The organism is Streptomyces sp. NPDC002125, from assembly GCF_053593715.1.
This window is the reverse complement of the sequence record NZ_JBSFDD010000002.1, coordinates 127,215-143,788: the sequence shown is the minus strand read 5'-3', so window position 1 is coordinate 143,788 and position 16,574 is coordinate 127,215. Positions and strand designations below refer to the sequence as shown.

The window sequence follows — 16,574 nt, the reverse complement described above, 5'->3', positions numbered from 1 at the left end:
GGAGGATGCCGATGAGTGCGAACGCGGCGGCAGCACCGCAGCGCAAGTGGTGGAACGGGCCGGTCCAGGGCTTGCAGAAGGTCGGGCGCAGCCTTCAGCTGCCGGTGGCGGTGCTGCCCGCGGCGGGCCTCCTCGTCAGCCTCGGCAATCTCTTCGACTCCTCGCTGCACGGCGCCTTCTGGGACAAGTTCGCAAAGGTCCTCCTCAACGGCGGTACGGCGATCCTCGACGGCGAGGTGGGCCTGCCGCTGCTCTTCTGCATCGGCGTGGCGATCGGCTTCGCGAAGAAGGCCGACGGCTCCACCGCGCTCGCCGCCGTCGTCGGCTTCCTCGTCTACCGGGGCGTGCTGGCCGCGTTCCCCGTGGACGACACGGTGACCGAGGCGACCCCGGACGGTGTACCGCAGAACCCGGGCGTCCTCGGCGGGATCATCATCGGGCTGCTGACCGCGGTGATCTGGCAGCGCTACCACCGCACCAAGCTGGTCGACTGGCTCGGCTTCTTCAACGGCCGCCGCCTGGTCCCGATCCTGATGGCGTTCCTCTGCGTGATCCTGGGCACGCTGTTCGGCCTGCTGTGGCAGCCCGTGGGCGACGCGCTGACCTGGTTCGCCAAGCAGCTGATCGACCTCGGCGCCTGGGGCGCGGCGATCTTCGGTTTCGCGAACCGGCTGCTGATCCCGATCGGGATGCACCAGTTCCTGAACACCTTCTTCTGGTTCCAGGCGGGCGAGTTCACCGGCGACGACGGCGGCACGGTCCAGGGCGACATCTCGCGGTTCTTCGCCGGCGACCCGTCGGCGGGGCAGTTCACCTCGGGCTTCTTCCCGATCATGATGTTCGGCCTGCCGGCCGCGGCACTCGCCATCGCCCACTGCGCCCGTCCGGAGCGACGCAAGGAAGTGTCCGGCCTGATGCTGTCCGTCGCGCTGACGTCGTTCGTGACGGGCGTGACGGAGCCGCTGGAGTTCTCGTTCCTCTTCGTCGCACCGCTGCTGTACGGGGTGCACGCGATCCTCACCGGCATCTCGATGGGCGTCACCTGGGCGTTCGGCGTGCACGCGGGGTTCAGCTTCTCGGCCGGGCTGATCGACTACGTCGTCAACTGGCATCTGGACACGAAACCCTGGCTGATCATCCCGATCGGGCTGTGTTTCGCGGTCGTCTACTACGTGATCTTCCGGTTCGCGATCACCAAGTTCAACCTCCAGACACCTGGGCGCGAGCCCGTCGAGGAGGAGAAGACGATCGAGGACGACCTGACGAAGTAAAGGCTTCCAGACCCTCCGCGAGGCCCCCGGACCAGACGGTCCGGGGGGCCTTCGCCATGTCACCGAGGGTGTCGGGCGCACTACGGGACAAATTGAAGGTTCCTTATCTAACCCTCACCGTGCTAAAACTGGTCTACACCACTGAGTGGTCCAGACCACGCGGCCGTCTCTGTCGCCGCGTTCCTCGAGTCGCCGCCCCCCGAAAACCCCCCTGTCCCTGGCGGCGCCTTGCCTACTGGAGGAAGTTGATGAGTACGGACACCGCTCCGGCCGCCCCCGCGAAGAAGCGGGGCGCCGGCGTGTTCCAGGGCCTGCAGAAGGTGGGTCGCAGCCTGCAGCTGCCGATCGCCGTGCTGCCGGCAGCGGGCATTCTGCTCCGCCTCGGGCAGCCGGACGTCTTCGGCGCCGAGGGCCTCGGCTGGGGCAAGGTCGCCACGGTCTTCGCGAGCGCCGGTGACGCGGTCTTCGCCAACCTGCCGCTGCTGTTCTGCGTCGGTATCGCCATCGGCTTCGCCAAGAAGGCCGACGGCTCCACCGCGCTCGCCGCCCTGGTCGGCTTCCTGGTCTACAAGAACGTGCTGACCGCCTTCCCGACCTCCGAAGCCGTCGTCAACACCACGGCCAACAAGGGCGTCGACGTCGCCGCGACGTACAACGACCCCAAGGTCTTCGGCGGCATCATCATGGGCCTCCTGGCCGCCGTCATCTGGCAGCGCTACCACCGCACCAAGCTGGTCGACTGGCTCGGCTTCTTCAACGGCCGCCGCCTCGTGCCGATCATCATGGCCTTCGTCGGCACCATCATGGGTGTCCTCTTCGGCCTGGCCTGGGAGCCGATAGGCAACATCATCACCGACTTCGGTGAGTGGATGACCGGTCTGGGCGCCGCCGGCGCCGGTGTCTTCGGTGTCGTCAACCGCGCTCTGCTGCCGGTCGGCATGCACCAGTTCGTGAACACCGTGGCCTGGCAGGAGATCGGTTCCTTCACGGACTCCGCGGGTGCCGTGTGGCACGGCGACCTGCCGCGCTTCTTCCACGGTGACCCCTCGGCCGGTCAGTTCATGTCCGGCTTCTTCCCGATCATGATGTTCGCGCTGCCCGCCGCCGCTCTGGCGATCACGCACTGCGCCCGCCCCGAGCGCCGCAAGGCTGTCGGCGGCATGATGATGTCCCTCGCGCTGACCTCGTTCGTCACCGGCATCACGGAGCCGATCGAGTTCGCGTTCATGTTCATCGCGCCGCTGCTGTACGTGATCCACGCGGTGCTGACCGCCGTGTCGCTGGCGGTCACGTGGGGCCTGGGCGTGCACCACGGCTTCAGCTTCTCCGCCGGCGCGATCGACTACTTCCTGAACTGGAACCTGGCGACCAAGCCCTGGATGATCATCCCGATCGGTCTCGTCTTCGCGGTGATCTACTACGTGGTCTTCCGCTTCGCCATCACGAAGTTCAACCTCACCACCCCGGGCCGTGAGCCCGAGGAGGAGGTCGAGGACCTCACCAAGGCGTAGGCCCTGGGCAGCGCATGCCGAAGCCCCACTCTCCCGCGCGGGAGAGTGGGGCTTCGGCTTTCCCGGGCGCCCGGCCCGGGCGGAAGTCTCTAGACCTCGTACACCGCGCCCGGAACCGCCAGCTCGACCGGCCCCTCGTACACCTCGCGGGCGTCGGAGAGATTGCGCTCGGCGTCCGTCCACGGCGGGATGTGGGTCAGGACGAGCCGGCCCGCTCCCGCGTTCGCCGCGTACTCACCCGCTTCGCGGCCGTTGAGGTGGAGGTCCGGGATGTCCTCCTTGCCGTGGATGAACGATGCTTCACAGAGGAACAGGTCGGTCCCCTCCGCGAGTTCGGCCAGCGCGTCACAGGTACCGGTGTCGCCCGAGTACGTGAGCGAGCGCCCGTTGTGCTCGACCCGGATGCCGAAGGTGTCGACGGGGTGGCGGAGCTTCTCCGTACGGACCGAGAAGGGGCCGATCTCGAACGATCCGGACTTCAGCGTGTGGAAGTCGAAGACCTCGCCCATCGCGTGGTCGGACGGGGTGTCGGCATGGGCGGTGGTCAGCCGCTGCTCGGTGCCCTCGGGTCCGTACACGGGGATCGCGGCGGGGCGTCCGCCGTCGAAGCGGTAGTAGCGCACGACGAAGTACGCGCACATGTCGATGCAGTGGTCCGCGTGCAGATGGCTGAGGAAGATGGCGTCGAGGTCGTAGAGACCCACATGGCGCTGCAGCTCGCCGAGGGCGCCGTTGCCCATGTCGAGGAGCAGCCGGAAGCCGTCGGCCTCTACGAGGTAGCTCGAGCATGCCGAACCCGCGGACGGGAACGAGCCGGAGCAGCCGACGACGGTGAGCTTCATGGAGCGTGAACCTCCGAGGCCTGGGAACGGGGAGGGTTCGTGCGGTCCGTCGAGCGTAAGGCGCTCGGCCACCGGTCGCTCCTCCAGGGCCTGCCGTTGTGGGGGAACTCACCTGTGCTGTCACCGGTTCGATGGAAGCCCGGGCGGCGCCGGTCGCCGGTACGGTCGAGGCATGAACACGTGGTGGTGGATGGCCCTGGCCGCCGTGGTCCTGCTGGCCCTGGTGGCGACGGTCTCCGATGCGCGGGGGCGGGGCGGTCGCGGTCCGCGGCGTCCGGCCGGGCGGACGCGTCCGCCGGGGCGCACGCCGGAGCGGGCCCCGGGGCGGAAGAAGGGACGGCCGCACGGGGACCCGAGGCCCGGCGAGATCTGGTGGGCGGACGTGCCCTACGAGGACGGGCCGGGCTCCAAGGACCGGCCGTGCCTCGTCCTGTCCGTACGCAACGGCACGGCGGTCGTCGCCAAGATCACCAGCAAGCACCACGAGGAGCGGCCGGGAGTGATCGCGCTGCCGCCCGGTGCGGTGGGGGACGCCCGTGGCCGGCAGAGCTTCCTGGAGACGGACGAGCTGCGGGACGTGGCGGTGTCGGGCTTCCGCCGGAAGGCCGGCGACCTCGACCCGGCCGTGTGGGGGCGGGTGCGCGGGCTGGGGTGAACGGACGGAAGGCGCGGCGCGGGATCTCCTCCCGCGCCGCGCCCTCCGTCCGTTCGCAGAACCTAGGCCCAGAGCTGGCCGTGCAGGGTCTCGATCGCCGCTTCCGTGGTGGGCGCGGTGTAGACGCCGGTCGAGAGGTACTTCCAGCCGCCGTCGGCGACGACGAAGACGATGTCCGCGGACTCCCCCGCCTTGACGGCCTTGCGGCCGACGCCGATGGCGGCGTGGAGTGCGGCGCCCGTCGAGACACCCGCGAAGATGCCCTCCTGCTGGAGGAGCTCACGGGTGCGGGTGACCGCGTCGGCGGAGCCCACGGAGAAGCGGGTGGTCAGCACGGACGCGTCGTAGAGCTCGGGGACGAAGCCCTCGTCGAGGTTGCGCAGCCCGTAGACGAGGTCGTCGTAGCGGGGCTCGGCGGCGACGATGCTCACGTCCGGCTTGTGCTCCCGGAGGTAGCGGCCGACACCCATGAGCGTGCCCGTGGTGCCGAGGCCCGCCACGAAGTGGGTGATGGACGGGAGGTCGGTGAGGATCTCCGGGCCGGTGGTGGCGTAATGGGCGCCCGCGTTGTCCGCGTTGCCGTACTGGTAGAGCATCACCCAGTCCGGGTGCTCGGCGGAGAGCTCCTTGGCCACGCGCACGGCGGTGTTGGAGCCGCCCGCCGCGGGGGACGAGATGATCTCGGCGCCCCACATCGTGAGCAGGTCGCGCCGCTCCTGCGAGGTGTTCTCCGGCATGACGCACACGATGCGGTAGCCCTTGAGCCTGGCCGCCATGGCGAGCGAGATGCCGGTGTTGCCGCTGGTCGGCTCCAGGATCGTGCAGCCGGGTGTCAGCCGGCCGTCCTTCTCCGCCTGCTCGACCATGTGGAGCGCGGGGCGGTCCTTGATCGAGCCGGTGGGGTTGCGGTCCTCGAGCTTGGCCCAGATCCGGACGTCCTCGGACGGGGACAGCCGCGGCAGGCGGACCAGGGGCGTGTTGCCCACGGCCGCCAGCGGGGAGTCGTACCGCATCAGCGCATGCCGCCGGCGACGGCCGGGAGGATCGTGATGCTGTCGCCGTCGGCGAGCTTGGTGGAGATGCCGTCGAGGAAGCGGACGTCCTCGTCGTTGAGATAGACGTTCACGAAGCGGCGCAGCTGGGCGCCGTCGACGATGCGCTCACGGATGCCGCTGTGGCGGGTGTCCAGGTCGGCGAGGAGGTCGGCGAGGGTCTCACCGCTGCCTTCGACCGCCTTGGCGCCGTCGGTGTAGGTGCGGAGGATGGTCGGGATGCGGACCTCGATGGCCATGGCGTGGGCTCCTGTCGAAAGCGGGGAGGTGGCGTGGGGCGCGCGTTTGTGTGCCCCCGCGCAGGGGTGGTGCGTACGTGGTCGCGCTCGGACCGCGGCTCAGGCCGGGCGGTTCACGGGCAGGCAGAAGCCGGACACATCGCGCTGGACAGCCTGCACAGGTCGACGTGCAGCCGCGCGACGAGCATCGCGCCCGGCGTCTTTTCGCTCACGTCATGGAGAACCATGCGCTCATCGTATCGATTCCCCACCCCTGCGACGGTGTGTGATTCCACATGGTGGATGGTGAGCGTTCGCCAGTTGGACAAGCGGCGCCGGGCGGTGCTCTCCGGCGCCGCGCCGGGGGTCAGGCCGCGGAGGGGTAGGCCTCGACGATCTCGACCTCTTCCTCGGTGATCTCGCCGTCCACGATGCGGTACGAGCGGAACTGGAAGGGGCCCGCGTCGTCGGTGTCCGCGGTGGAGACCAGCACGTAGTGGGCTCCGGGCTCGTTGGCGTACGTGACGTCGGTGCGCGAGGGGTAGGCCTCGGTCGCCGTGTGGGAGTGGTAGATGATCACCGGCTCCTCGTCGCGGTCGTCCATCTCGCGGTAGAGCTTCAGCAGGTCCGTGGAGTCGAACTCGTAGAACGTGGGTGAGCGCGCGGCGTTGAGCATCGGGACGAAGCGCTCGGCGCGGCCCGTCCCGGCCGGGCCCGCGACCACTCCGCACGCCTCGTCGGGGTGGTCCGCGCGGGAGTGCGCGACGATCTGGTCGTAGAGCGCCTGGGTAAGGGTCAGCATGGCCCCCAGGATAAGCATCCGGGCCCTCGCGTACCGGGGAGTGGTACGCGAGGGCCCGGATGCCGGACAGGGGCCGTTGGGGCGGCCGGTGTCCCGGGGCGGCCGTCGCGCGGGTCAGCGCTTGGCGAAGGCGGAGTTCTCGGGGTTGCGCGCCTTGAGCACCAGGTAGGAGACGCCCAGGATCAGACCCCACACGGGTGCGCAGTACAGCGAGATCCTGGCGTCCTTGTCGACGGCCATCATGACGATGACCAGACCGATGAAGGCGAGGGCGAACCAGCTGGTGAACGGCGCGCCGGGCGCCTTGAAGGAGGACTGGGGCAGCTCGCCCCGGTCGGCCTTGGCGCGGAAGCGGATCTGGCAGACGAGGATCATGATCCAGGCCCACATGCCGGAGATGGTCGCGAAGGAGACGACGTAGTTGAACGCGTCGCCCGGCCACTGGTAGTTGATCCAGACGCCGACGAGCATCAGCGCGGCGGAGAAGGTGGTGCCGACCAGCGGCAGGCCGTTCTTCGTCAGCTTGGTGAAGGCCTTGGGGCCCTGCCCGTTGAGCGCCAGGTCACGCAGCATCCGGCCGGTGGAGTACATGCCGGAGTTGCAGGAGGAGAGCGCGGCGGTGAGCACGACGAAGTTGACGATCGCGGCGCCGATGCCGAGGCCCATCTCCTGGAACGCGGCGACGAACGGCGAGACGCCGGGCTTGAAGGTGGCCCACGGGACCACCGACAGGATCATGATCAGCGCGCCGACGTAGAAGACGGCGATGCGCCACGGCACGGTGTTGATGGCCTTGGGCAGGACGGTCTTGGGGTCCTTGGACTCGCCCGCGGTGACGCCGACCAGCTCGACGGCGAGGAAGGCGAACATCACGATCTGGAGGGTCATCAGCGTGCCGCCGATGCCTTCGGGGAAGAACCCGCCGTCGTTCCACAGGTTGGCGACCGTGGCGGTGTCACCGGCGTCGGAGAAGCCGATCGTGAGCACACCGGCACAGATGAGGATCATGCCGAGGATCGCGGTGACCTTGACCATCGAGAACCAGAACTCGAGCTCGCCGAAGAGCTTCACCGAGATCAGGTTGGCGCCGTACAGAATGATGGTGAACACCAAGGCTGACAGCCATTGCGGGATATCCCACCAGTACGTCATATAGGTCGCCGCTGCGGTGACTTCGGTGATTCCCGTGACGACCCAGAAGAGCCAGTACGTCCATCCGGTCACGAACCCGAAGAAGGGGCCCAGGAATTCACGCGCGTACTCCGAGAAGGAGCCGGAGACCGGGCGGTACATGAGGAGTTCGCCCAGGGCCCGCATGATGAAGAAGATGACGAGGCCCGCGACGGCGTACGCCAGGATGAGGCTGGGTCCCGCTCTGTCGATGGCCTTGCCCGCGCCGAGGAAGAGTCCCGTTCCGATGGCTCCGCCGATGGCGATCATCTGGATCTGACGGGCGCCGAGGCCACGCTGGTAGCCCTCGCCCGCCGGGGCGTCGACGGCCTTCGGGCCGTCCGCCTGTCCGTTGTCGACCTGCGCCGATGTCATGGTGGTGCGCCTTTCTCCACGCCGATCCGCGCCGTCGTCGGCGTCGGATCAGGTCCTGATCCCCCCGGATATGGATGGAGTGCCGCCGGCGTTCGGCCGACTCGTAGCGCCCCCGGGGACAGGGGTGGCGTCCCCGGGCGGTCGTGAAGATTTACCACGGCCGGCAGGAGACGCCGATGGACATTATGTGGCGCACACCACAGGAAAAAGCGGACAAGCGTTTCCAGGCGCAGCAAAGAACGCCATTCAGGTGACGGGATCGTTATTCGGATTTGAGCGTCCGTTGAGCGAACCCGGGCGGCCTCAGTCGGGCATCAGCGTTTCGACGAGCGTTTCCTGGAGGGCCCCGAGCCAGAGATAGGCCATCACCATCGGCTTGCGCGGATCACTGTCGGGCAGCCGGTACAGAGAACCGTCCTGGCCCTCGTCCTCGTCGGACACCTCAAGGCGGGTGCCGATGGTGAGCCGGAGGTCGTTCAGCGACCCCAGCCAGTGGTGGCACTCCTCGGCGGAGAGGGCGAGTACCGCGCCGTCGTCCGCCACGGGGGCGAGCGCGTCCAGCGTCCGCACGACGACGAGGGCGTCCTCGCGCTTGCGGGTGCGCAGGTCGTTCTCCGTGAAGCGGCGGAACTCGGCGGAGGCCTCGCGCAGCTCCTTGTCCTCGTCTCCGTACGCCTCGGGGAAGAGCCGGGCGAGTGCCGGGTCCGAGGGCGGCTCGCTGGGCCCCTCGGCGAACAGGGCGGCGAGCGGGTCCTCGCCCTCGGCCGGCTCGTCGCCGGGGCCGATCAGTTCCAGCAGCTGGACGGCGAGGGAGCGCAGGATGGCGATCTCGACCTCGTCGAGCGCGACGGACGCGCCGCCGCCAGGGGTGGCCTCGAAGTGGCCGGCCATGAATTCTCCGATGAGTGGGTCGGACGGAGGGGCAGCGGTCGAGTCAGTTGCGGTCCTGGGTCAGGGTGGCCCAGAGTCCGTAGCCGTGCATGGCCTGGACGTCGCGTTCCATCTCCTCGCGGCTGCCGCTGGAGACGACCGCGCGGCCCTTCTGATGCACGTCGAGCATCAGCTTGTGGGCTTTGTCCTTGGAGTAGCCGAAGTAGGCCTGGAAGACATACGTCACATAGCTCATGAGGTTGACCGGGTCGTTGTGCACCAGCGTCACCCAGGGGACATCGGGCTCGGGGACGGCGAAGGTCTCCTCGGCCGATTCGGGACGTTCGATCTCTACGGGGGCAGCAACGCTCACCTACCCCATGCTGCCACCAGGGAGGGGTCCCCGCACAAACGGCGCCCCCATCTCGTCACTTTGACGAATAGGGAGTAGCATCCCCGGTATGAACTCAGCGGACCTTGGGCGACGGGTCGGTGTGCCGTCGACCGCGCTCTTCACCGACCAGTACGAGCTCACGATGGTGCAGGCCGCACTGAGGGCGGGCACGGCCGACCGGCGCTCCGTCTTCGAGGCCTTCACCCGCCGGCTGCCCGAGGGGCGGCGCTACGGCGTCGTCGCGGGCACCGGCCGGGTGCTGGACGCGGTGGAGAACTTCCACTTCGACGACGAGATGCTCGGCTTCCTGCGCGACCAGAACGTCGTGGACGGCCCCACCGTGGACTGGCTCGCCGACTACCGCTTCAGCGGCGACATCTGGGGCTACCCGGAGGGCGAGGTGTACTTCCCGGGCTCACCGCTCCTGCGGGTGGAGGGCACCTTCGCCGAGTGCGTGCTGCTGGAGACCGTGATCCTCTCGATCCTCAACCACGACTCGGCGATCGCCGCCGCCGCGTCCCGCATGTCGTCCGCCGCCGGGGGCCGCAGGCTCATCGAGATGGGCGCCCGCCGCACCCATGAGCTGTCGGCGGTGGCCTCGGCCCGCGCCGCCTACATCGGCGGCTTCCACACCACCTCCGACCTGGCGGCCGGTTTCCGCTACAACATCCCGACCGTCGGGACGAGCGCGCACGCCTTCACGCTGCTGCACGACAGCGAGCGGGACGCCTTCCAGGCCCAGGTGGACTCGCTGGGCCGCGGGACCTCGCTGCTGGTCGACACCTACGACGTGACCGAGGCGGTCCGCACGGCCGTCGAGGTCGCGGGACCGGAGCTCGGCGCCGTACGCATCGACTCGGGCGACCTGCTGCTCGTCGCGCACCGGGTGCGCCAGCAGCTGGACGAGCTGGGGGCCACGGAGACGAAGATCGTGGTGACCTCCGACCTGGACGAGTACGCCATCGCCTCGCTGGCCGCCGCGCCCGTCGACACGTACGGGGTCGGCACCCAGCTGGTCACCGGGAGCGGGCACCCGACGTGCTCCATGGTCTACAAGCTGGTGGCACGCGCCCGGTCCGCCGATCCGGCCGATCCGCTGCTGCCGGTGGTGAAGAAGTCGCTGGGCGCGAAGTCCTCGCGCGGTGGGCGCAAGTGGGCGGCGCGCAGGCTGGACGACCACGGGATCGCCGAGGCCGAGGTGATCGGCAGCGGGGAGATCCCCGCCGAGCTCACGGACCGGCAGGTGCAGGTGCAGCTGGTCAAGGGCGGCGAGGTCGTCGGCCGGGAGCCGCTGGAGGCGGCGCGCGAGCGCCACATAGCGGCGCGGGCGGGGCTGCCGATGTCGGCGATGCAGCTGTCCCGGGGCGAGCCGGTGCTGCCCACCGAGTACGTCTGAGGCGCACCGGGCTCCCGGCCCGCCCGGCGCGTCCGGGCCCGCTCCGGTGGAAGAGGGAATGTGTGCGCCCCCTCCCGCCGGGTACGCCGATTCTCTAGGCTCGATGGCATCCCCACCGTCCGCCTCCGCACGACCCGCCGACTCCCCCACCGAAGGACAACCGTCATGCATCGCGCCTTGATCGTCGTAGACGTTCAGAACGACTTCTGCGAGGGCGGCAGCCTCGCGGTGGCGGGCGGCGCAGATGTCGCCGCCGCCATCACCGACCTGATCGGTGAGGCACAGCCCGGTTACCGCCATGTCGTGGCCACCAGGGACCACCACATCGACCCGGGGGACCACTTCTCCTCGGCGCCCGACTTCGAGCACTCCTGGCCGCCGCACTGCGTCGCCGGCACGGAGGGCGTGGGCTTCCACCCCAACTTCGCCCCTGCCGTCGCCTCCGGCGCGATCGACACCGTCTTCGACAAGGGGGCGTACGCCGCGGCGTACAGCGGCTTCGAGGGGGTCGACGAGAACGGCACCGGGCTCGCCCAGTGGCTGCGCGACCGCTCCGTCACCGCTGTGGACGTCGTCGGTATCGCCACCGACCACTGCGTACGGGCCACCGCGCTGGACGCCGCCCGCGAGGGCTTCGTCACGCACGTCCTGCTGGACCTGACCGCCGGTGTCGCCGAGGGGACCACCGAGCGGGCCCTGGAGGAGATGCGGGCCGCCGGGGTGGAGCTCACCGGCAAGCCGGTCGTCTGACCCCTCCCGGCGCGCTCACGACGACGACCCCCTCGGGCCCGTCCCCCGCGGCCCCTCAGGCCGCCGGGCGGGCCGGTCCCGCGTAGCCGGAGGAGCCCAGCAGGGCCCGTATCGGGTGCCAGAGCTCCTGGCCGGTCTGGGGCGCCCCGCGCCACAGCAGCCCGTCCGGGTGGTGCAGGACCGCCGTGATCTCGTCCGGCGTGGGCGGCTGGGCGTTGCCCCTGAGGTAGACGGCCCGCAGCCCGAGGTTGCGCAGCCTGGTCAGGGCGCGCGCCCGGTTCACCGCGTGCACCAGCACCCGGACCGGCGCTCCGGGGCCGGAGCCCCCGGCCGGACTGTTCAGGGTCAGTGCCACCACCACCGTGCCGTTCGGCAACCTGCAGAAACCTCCGCCTGCCATGCTTCGCGCTCCCCCGTTGGACTTCATGTCAATAAGGATTCGGTAGGAGGCACCTAAACACGATCGGCCGCCGCCCGCTAGAGGGCGACGGCCGATCATGTTTTGACCTGCGGCTTTACCGGTTACTTGGTCGAGGGACCGACCTTCACCGTGATCGTCGAGCCGCTGAGCGGCTCGTTCACGATGGAGATCCGGGTGTTGGTGTCAGAAACCTTGACACTTCCTGTCGGGTTTTCCTCGTACCAGTAGGTGCCCTTGCGGTCGTCGAAGACGGGGACGCCGAGCGAGGGCTTGATCTTGAGCGCCACGTCCGCGTTGTGCAGCGTGAAGCCCTGGTTCGGGTACCAGCTGAACGGCGCGTCGAAGGGCTGGATCTTGTTGCGCACGAGCGAGCCGTTCGTCCACTTCAGCGGCTTGGCGTGGGAGTCCACCGGCAGGATCAGACCCTGACCCGGGTGGACCGAGGTGTTGTTGTCCTTCTGGGAGGTGTCCCAGAGCCACACCATCAGGCCGTTCTGGTACGAGTAGTGCTCGACCCAGTCCGGACGGGTCGTGGAGAAGCCGAAGTTGTACGGGCCGACCTCAAGGGTCTTGTCGTACGAGACGTACTGGCGGTTCTCCGCGATGTAGTACTGCGGGTAGTCGTTGGTGAACGACTCGCCGATCCGCGAGAAGCCCTTGGCGGTCCAGCCGTTGTCGTCGCCCTCGGCGCCGTCCGTGAAGAGCGCGGCGCCGTTGGCGGTGACCGTGATGGCGTCGGCCGCGAAGCCCTTGCCGCCCGCGCCGCCGTCCGTCTGGTAGCGGAAGCGCAGGTCGATCTTCTTGCCCGCGTAGGCGTCCAGCGGGAAGACGAGCTTCTTGTAAGCACCGGAGACGTCGGTCAGGGCCGGCTTGTCACTGGCGTCGCGCGGGATGGCCTTGCCGTCGGCCGTGCCGTCGAGCGCGGTCCAGCTGCTGCCGCCGTTCTCGGACACCTCGGTGTAGAGGTAGTCGTAGTCGGCCTCGATGTCGTACCAGCCGGACAGGTCCAGCGAGGCGGACGTCTTCCCGGTGAGGTCGAGCGAGCGGGTCAGGGTGTTCGACAGGTCGTCACCCATGTCGCTCCACCACTGCTTCGAGCCCTCCGCGGGCTTCGTGACCGTGGTGGTGACGGCCTTCTCGGGCAGCTCGACGACCAGCGCCTGCTTGTCCTTGGTGTTGTACTCCGCGACGCCCAGCTTGTGCGTGGAGGCCGTGGCCGCCTTCGCCGATGCGTAGTCGAGCCAGCCGAGCTGGAGCTTGTCCCAGGCGGTCATGTCGCCCGGGAGGTTGCCTATCTGGCCGTCGCCGGTGCCGAGCCAGGAGCCCGCCGACATCAGGGACCAGAAGCCGACGGAGTTCTCGCCGCCGCCGGAGGTGTCGTACAGGTCCGGGAGGCCGAGGTCGTGGGCGTACTCGTGGGCGAAGACGCCCAGGCCGCCGTTCTCGGGCTGCGCGGTGTAGTCGCCGACCCAGATCCCCGTGTCACCGATCTGGGCGCCACCGGCCTTGTTGCCCTCGGGGCCCGTCGCACCGGCGTTGGTGCCGTACGCGTACCAGCGGTGCGCCCAGAGGGCGTCGGTGCCCTGGGCGCCGCCGCCCGCGGACTCGTCCTCGCCGGCGTGGACCAGCTGGAAGTGGTCGATGTAGCCGTCCGGCTCGTTGAAGTCGCCGTCGCCGTCGAAGTCGTAGCGGTCCCACTCGTCGTACTGCGCGAGGTCCGCCTTGATCTCGTCCTGGGTGCGGCCCTTGGCCTTCTGGTCGGCGACCCAGGCGTTGACGCCGTCGCGGACGGTGTCCCAGACGTTGGCGCAGTTGGTCGAGCCGCAGTAGTTGGACCCGTAACGGGCCTCGTTGTACGGGACCTTGACCCAGTCGGAGACCTCGCCTTCGACCGAGTAGCGCCCGGAGGACGTCTTCTCGTAGTACGTCTTCAGCGATTCCTTGCCCTCGCCCTCGCCGAAGTACAGGTCCTGGAAGTGGGCCTGGTTGTAATCGGCCTGCCAGGCGGTGCTGTTGTCCTTCGCCGGGTCCGGCTCGGCTATCTCGTTGTGCAGCGGGCCGGGCGTGCCGCCGTACTTCTTGACCGGGGGCTTCGGGCCGTCGCCGTCCGGGTCGAACATCGTCGTGTCGTCGACCTGGTCGCCGAACTCCACGAGGATGGTGAAGATCTTGTCGGTCTTCTCGCGGCCCAGCTCGACGTACTTGCTCTTGCCGAGCTTGACGACCTTGGAACCGCCCTTGACGGTCACCTTCTTGTCGCCGGCCAGGACCTGCTCCAGCGCCGCCTGGCGCTGTGCGTCCTGCTCCTTGCTGAAGGGTCCTTCGAGGTCGTGCTCGTGCGCCTTGACCGGCGCGGGATCGCGCCGGTCCACGACCTCGGCGCCCGATCCCGACGTCCTGTCAACTGCCTGGGCCGTGGCGAAGGCCGATGCCGTCGCCGCGGTGGCGGCCAGGCACACGGCTACGGCGGTGGCCCGTAGCGCCCGTCTCTGAGTGGTCACTTGATGCAGTCCTCCCCGGCGTTCGCGTCCGCGGCCAGGGGGTGTCCTACGGGCCGCGCGCAGATTAACGCGTCACAAGTGACGACATTCGATCGGAGTTATGAGAGAAAAGACAGATCTTGACTTGCACAGGCCAAGTGCACTATGCGGGAGTCCACTTCCGCTATCCGGACGGATATCCCTGCCGGTCGAGCGTCCAACCGGCGCGCCGATACTCATCCTTGGCCTCCACGTGACTCCGTGCGCCCCCCGTGCACCGGTACCGTGGGTTAGGTCACGCTTACTACCCGTTCCTCACGGGCATCCACCGTCGTAGAGTCGATTGACAGTGCGAACGTGTTGAGAGACTCCCCCATCCGACACCCCGAGGACGGATACCGCCATGCCGCGTCCGACTGCCGCACAGTTCTCCTTCGGTTCGGCCACCGTCGTCTTCTCCGCCCTCGCCATGCTGCTGCTGTTCCGTACGGGATCGGGCATCGGCATCGCCGCCGTGTGCACCGCGGCACTGGTCCTGGGCCTGCTGGTGGCCACGACCGTGCCCCTGCCCTCCCGCGCGAGGACGGCCGGGAGGCCGACGGCGCCGCCCGCCGGGCTCCGCGCGCACCGCACGATCGAGGACATCGAGATCGCCGCCGCCCAGCGCCGGCGCATGGGCGAGCACTCGCTGCACCGCTGAACACCCGCCGGGTCAGGGGACGGTGACGACCACGGTCTTGCCCGCCTTGTCCTGGAGCCCCTGCCTGTACGGCTTGTCCGTGAACATCAGCACGATGTTGATGAGCCACCACAGACAGGGGCAGCACAGCAGCGCCGGGAGCCAGAGCACGACGGCCCGCATCAGCGAGGAGCTCGTGTCGGGGACCGAGCCGTCGTTGAGCATCGCGACGCGCATCTTCAGCAGCCGCTTGCCGGGGGTCCGGCCGTCCTTGTGGGTGAAGTACGTGTCGTACGCGACGTAGATCACCAGCCCGATCAGCGACCAGACCAGCTGGTGCCCGCTGTAGGTGTTGCCCACGGCGTTGCCGAAGTCGTCGTTGCCGTCGTCCGACGTGACGTCGACCGCCCCGCCGAAGGGCAGCGAGATCAGGTACAGCGGGATCGAGATGATGAGGAAGTCGATCAGCCGCGCCAGGATCCGCTTGCCCGGCTGGGCGAGCGGCGGCATGCCGGCCAGCGGGTCGGCACCGCCGTAGGGCCCCCCGCCGTACGGATCGCGACCGGGCGGCGGGGGCGGGGGCGGCGCGCTGTCGTAGGGCGAGCCGCCGCCCGGCGGGGGTCCCTGCGGTGGACGCTTGGAGAAGGGGTCGTCCTCGGGCGGCTGGCCGGGCGGCGGGGGCGGCGGTTTGTTGCTCATGGGGGCAGTGCACCCCGGCCCGTAAAGGCCCGCAACGGCTGAGGTCCCTTCGGGGGACGGGGCGTCAGCACACGGGCGTACGAGGCACTCTCACGGACAGTCCGCCGGGCATCCGGCCCCGCCTGGTACACGCCCCGGCCCGTTCAGCCCGCCCTGGCCTGATCCGAACGAGAGGCCCTAGTTCCTCAGCGCGTAGAAGGCCATCGGGGAGTTCGGTTCGAACCCGATGCGCGGGTACACGGGCGCGCCCGCGGCGGTGGCGTGCAGGGTCGCGCGGGTCAGACCGGTGGCCCGGCCGCCCTCGTACAGGGCCTTGCGCGTCACCGCCTCGCCGTAGCCCCTGCGCTCCCACCCGGGAGCCGTGGCGACGAGCACGACGAAGAGGCGGCCGGCCGCCTCCACCGTCGCCGCGCACGTCACCGGGACCCCGTCCCGCAGGCCCAGGTAGGCGTGCACCCCGTCCTTCCAGAGCGCGGAACCGACGAGACCGTCCCGGCCGTCCTCCAGCGGGAATCCGTACGCCTGGGAGTTGAGATCGGCGTACGCCCGCAGGTGTTCGTCGGTGCTCACGCGGACGAACGTCAGGTCGGGGTGGGCCGGTGCCGGGAGCGGCAGCAGGTCCCCGGCCATGCCGGTGCCGGGAAAGGCGTGCACGAGGCCTGCCTGCCCGGCCGCCTCGCCGAGGGCCGCACGGGCCTCGGCGGTCAGGAGGTCCTCGAAGACCCACAGGAACCCCGGCCGCTCCTTGGCGCGCATGATCTCCGCGACGTGCCCCAGGCGCTGCCGCACGAGTGCCGGGTCCGCGCCGACGTCGGTCAGGGTGACGCAGTTCCAGAAGGCGAAGCGCGAATCGGCCCACCGTACGGCGATGCCGGGCAGGTCGCGTACGTCGGCCGCCACGTCCCGGTCGAGCACCATCGCCCGCCAGCCCACGACCAGTTGCTCCATCGACTCGATCGCATCCGCGAGATCCTGCACCAGGGCTCCTG

The 16,574-nt window shown here is 69.4% G+C and carries 18 protein-coding genes; 6 read left to right on the top strand and 12 right to left on the bottom strand.

Translation table 11 applies throughout. The annotated features are described in order from the left end of the window. Positions 1–11: 11 nt before the first annotated feature. Positions 12–1,271 carry a PTS transporter subunit EIIC gene (locus ACWCQM_RS03750; RefSeq protein ID WP_450913732.1) on the top strand — a complete coding sequence of 420 codons (1,260 nt, stop codon included), beginning with the start codon at positions 12–14 and terminating at the stop codon, positions 1,269–1,271. A gap of 248 nt (positions 1,272–1,519) precedes the next feature. Continuing rightward, complete coding sequence (locus ACWCQM_RS03745) at positions 1,520–2,782, top strand: PTS transporter subunit EIIC (protein WP_450913731.1); 1,263 nt, start codon at positions 1,520–1,522, stop codon at positions 2,780–2,782. Positions 2,783–2,871: 89 nt separating this feature from the next. Here ACWCQM_RS03745 and ACWCQM_RS03740 read toward each other — a convergent pair whose 3' ends face one another. Continuing rightward, positions 2,872–3,624: an MBL fold metallo-hydrolase gene (locus ACWCQM_RS03740; RefSeq protein ID WP_450913730.1), complete on the bottom strand. Its 753-nt coding sequence runs from the start codon at positions 3,622–3,624 to the stop codon at positions 2,872–2,874. Between the two features lie 172 nt (positions 3,625–3,796). On the opposite strand from ACWCQM_RS03740, the gene ACWCQM_RS03735 reads away from it, so the two are divergent. Continuing rightward, on the top strand, positions 3,797–4,279 hold the full coding sequence (locus tag ACWCQM_RS03735; RefSeq protein WP_450913729.1) for a type II toxin-antitoxin system PemK/MazF family toxin: 483 nt from the start codon (positions 3,797–3,799) through the stop codon (positions 4,277–4,279). A gap of 62 nt (positions 4,280–4,341) precedes the next feature. On the opposite strand, the gene ACWCQM_RS03730 is transcribed toward ACWCQM_RS03735, so the two are convergent. The 7 genes from ACWCQM_RS03730 to clpS all read right to left on the bottom strand — a co-directional run bounded on the left by ACWCQM_RS03730 (position 4,342) and on the right by clpS (position 9,139). Continuing rightward, complete coding sequence (locus ACWCQM_RS03730; RefSeq protein ID WP_073746347.1) at positions 4,342–5,292, bottom strand: PLP-dependent cysteine synthase family protein; 951 nt, start codon at positions 5,290–5,292, stop codon at positions 4,342–4,344. Next, the gene (locus tag ACWCQM_RS03725) at positions 5,292–5,570 is read right to left on the bottom strand and encodes a MoaD/ThiS family protein (RefSeq protein WP_073746345.1); all 279 of its coding nucleotides are present in this window, start codon (positions 5,568–5,570) and stop codon (positions 5,292–5,294) included. The genes ACWCQM_RS03730 and ACWCQM_RS03725 overlap by 1 nt, the downstream gene beginning before the upstream one ends. A 113-nt stretch (positions 5,571–5,683) precedes the next feature. Continuing rightward, entirely contained in the window at positions 5,684–5,797 is a 114-nt protein-coding gene (locus ACWCQM_RS03720) for a putative leader peptide (RefSeq protein ID WP_338014630.1), read from the bottom strand. Between the two features lie 119 nt (positions 5,798–5,916). Then, positions 5,917–6,351, bottom strand: coding sequence for a Mov34/MPN/PAD-1 family protein (locus ACWCQM_RS03715; RefSeq protein WP_450913728.1), 435 nt, complete (start codon positions 6,349–6,351; stop codon positions 5,917–5,919). Positions 6,352–6,465: 114 nt separating this feature from the next. Then, entirely contained in the window at positions 6,466–7,896 is a 1,431-nt protein-coding gene (locus ACWCQM_RS03710) for an amino acid permease (RefSeq protein ID WP_450913727.1), read from the bottom strand. A 303-nt stretch (positions 7,897–8,199) separates the two neighbouring features. Further along, complete coding sequence (locus ACWCQM_RS03705; RefSeq protein ID WP_450913726.1) at positions 8,200–8,787, bottom strand: DUF2017 domain-containing protein; 588 nt, start codon at positions 8,785–8,787, stop codon at positions 8,200–8,202. Positions 8,788–8,830: 43 nt separating this feature from the next. Then, positions 8,831–9,139 (bottom strand): ATP-dependent Clp protease adapter ClpS, encoded by a 309-nt coding sequence (gene clpS / locus ACWCQM_RS03700; RefSeq protein ID WP_031100168.1) that lies wholly within the window; start codon positions 9,137–9,139, stop codon positions 8,831–8,833. An 88-nt stretch (positions 9,140–9,227) separates the two neighbouring features. On the opposite strand from clpS, the gene ACWCQM_RS03695 reads away from it, so the two are divergent. After that, positions 9,228–10,556, top strand: coding sequence for a nicotinate phosphoribosyltransferase (locus ACWCQM_RS03695; protein ID WP_450913725.1), 1,329 nt, complete (start codon positions 9,228–9,230; stop codon positions 10,554–10,556). Between the two features lie 165 nt (positions 10,557–10,721). After that, on the top strand, positions 10,722–11,306 hold the full coding sequence (locus ACWCQM_RS03690; protein ID WP_450913724.1) for an isochorismatase family protein: 585 nt from the start codon (positions 10,722–10,724) through the stop codon (positions 11,304–11,306). A gap of 55 nt (positions 11,307–11,361) precedes the next feature. Here ACWCQM_RS03690 and ACWCQM_RS03685 read toward each other — a convergent pair whose 3' ends face one another. Together ACWCQM_RS03685 and ACWCQM_RS03680 are read right to left on the bottom strand one after the other, a co-directional pair. Then, positions 11,362–11,706: a hypothetical protein gene (locus ACWCQM_RS03685; protein ID WP_450913723.1), complete on the bottom strand. Its 345-nt coding sequence runs from the start codon at positions 11,704–11,706 to the stop codon at positions 11,362–11,364. 122 nt (positions 11,707–11,828) lie between these two features. Beyond that, positions 11,829–14,228, bottom strand: coding sequence for an immune inhibitor A domain-containing protein (locus ACWCQM_RS03680; RefSeq protein ID WP_450913722.1), 2,400 nt, complete (start codon positions 14,226–14,228; stop codon positions 11,829–11,831). 382 nt (positions 14,229–14,610) lie between these two features. On the opposite strand from ACWCQM_RS03680, the gene ACWCQM_RS03675 reads away from it, so the two are divergent. After that, positions 14,611–14,907: a hypothetical protein gene (locus ACWCQM_RS03675; RefSeq protein WP_450913721.1), complete on the top strand. Its 297-nt coding sequence runs from the start codon at positions 14,611–14,613 to the stop codon at positions 14,905–14,907. A 12-nt stretch (positions 14,908–14,919) separates the two neighbouring features. On the opposite strand, the gene ACWCQM_RS03670 is transcribed toward ACWCQM_RS03675, so the two are convergent. Continuing rightward, positions 14,920–15,585, bottom strand: coding sequence for an RDD family protein (locus tag ACWCQM_RS03670; RefSeq protein WP_450913720.1), 666 nt, complete (start codon positions 15,583–15,585; stop codon positions 14,920–14,922). Positions 15,586–15,762: 177 nt separating this feature from the next. After that, on the bottom strand, positions 15,763–16,563 hold the full coding sequence (locus tag ACWCQM_RS03665; RefSeq protein ID WP_450913719.1) for a GNAT family N-acetyltransferase: 801 nt from the start codon (positions 16,561–16,563) through the stop codon (positions 15,763–15,765). Positions 16,564–16,574 lie beyond the last annotated feature (11 nt).

Coding starts and splice junctions, on each gene's coding strand:
- ACWCQM_RS03750 (WP_450913732.1), top strand. CDS start 12: ATGAGTGCGAACGCGGCGGCAGCACCGCAGCGCAAGTGGTGGAACGGG.
- ACWCQM_RS03745 (WP_450913731.1), top strand. CDS start 1,520: ATGAGTACGGACACCGCTCCGGCCGCCCCCGCGAAGAAGCGGGGCGCC.
- ACWCQM_RS03740 (WP_450913730.1), bottom strand. CDS start 3,624: ATGAAGCTCACCGTCGTCGGCTGCTCCGGCTCGTTCCCGTCCGCGGGT.
- ACWCQM_RS03735 (WP_450913729.1), top strand. CDS start 3,797: ATGAACACGTGGTGGTGGATGGCCCTGGCCGCCGTGGTCCTGCTGGCC.
- ACWCQM_RS03730 (WP_073746347.1), bottom strand. CDS start 5,292: ATGCGGTACGACTCCCCGCTGGCGGCCGTGGGCAACACGCCCCTGGTC.
- ACWCQM_RS03725 (WP_073746345.1), bottom strand. CDS start 5,570: ATGGCCATCGAGGTCCGCATCCCGACCATCCTCCGCACCTACACCGAC.
- ACWCQM_RS03720 (WP_338014630.1), bottom strand. CDS start 5,797: ATGGTTCTCCATGACGTGAGCGAAAAGACGCCGGGCGCGATGCTCGTC.
- ACWCQM_RS03715 (WP_450913728.1), bottom strand. CDS start 6,351: ATGCTGACCCTTACCCAGGCGCTCTACGACCAGATCGTCGCGCACTCC.
- ACWCQM_RS03710 (WP_450913727.1), bottom strand. CDS start 7,896: ATGACATCGGCGCAGGTCGACAACGGACAGGCGGACGGCCCGAAGGCC.
- ACWCQM_RS03705 (WP_450913726.1), bottom strand. CDS start 8,787: ATGGCCGGCCACTTCGAGGCCACCCCTGGCGGCGGCGCGTCCGTCGCG.
- ACWCQM_RS03695 (WP_450913725.1), top strand. CDS start 9,228: ATGAACTCAGCGGACCTTGGGCGACGGGTCGGTGTGCCGTCGACCGCG.
- ACWCQM_RS03690 (WP_450913724.1), top strand. CDS start 10,722: ATGCATCGCGCCTTGATCGTCGTAGACGTTCAGAACGACTTCTGCGAG.
- ACWCQM_RS03685 (WP_450913723.1), bottom strand. CDS start 11,706: ATGGCAGGCGGAGGTTTCTGCAGGTTGCCGAACGGCACGGTGGTGGTG.
- ACWCQM_RS03675 (WP_450913721.1), top strand. CDS start 14,611: ATGCCGCGTCCGACTGCCGCACAGTTCTCCTTCGGTTCGGCCACCGTC.
- ACWCQM_RS03670 (WP_450913720.1), bottom strand. CDS start 15,585: ATGAGCAACAAACCGCCGCCCCCGCCGCCCGGCCAGCCGCCCGAGGAC.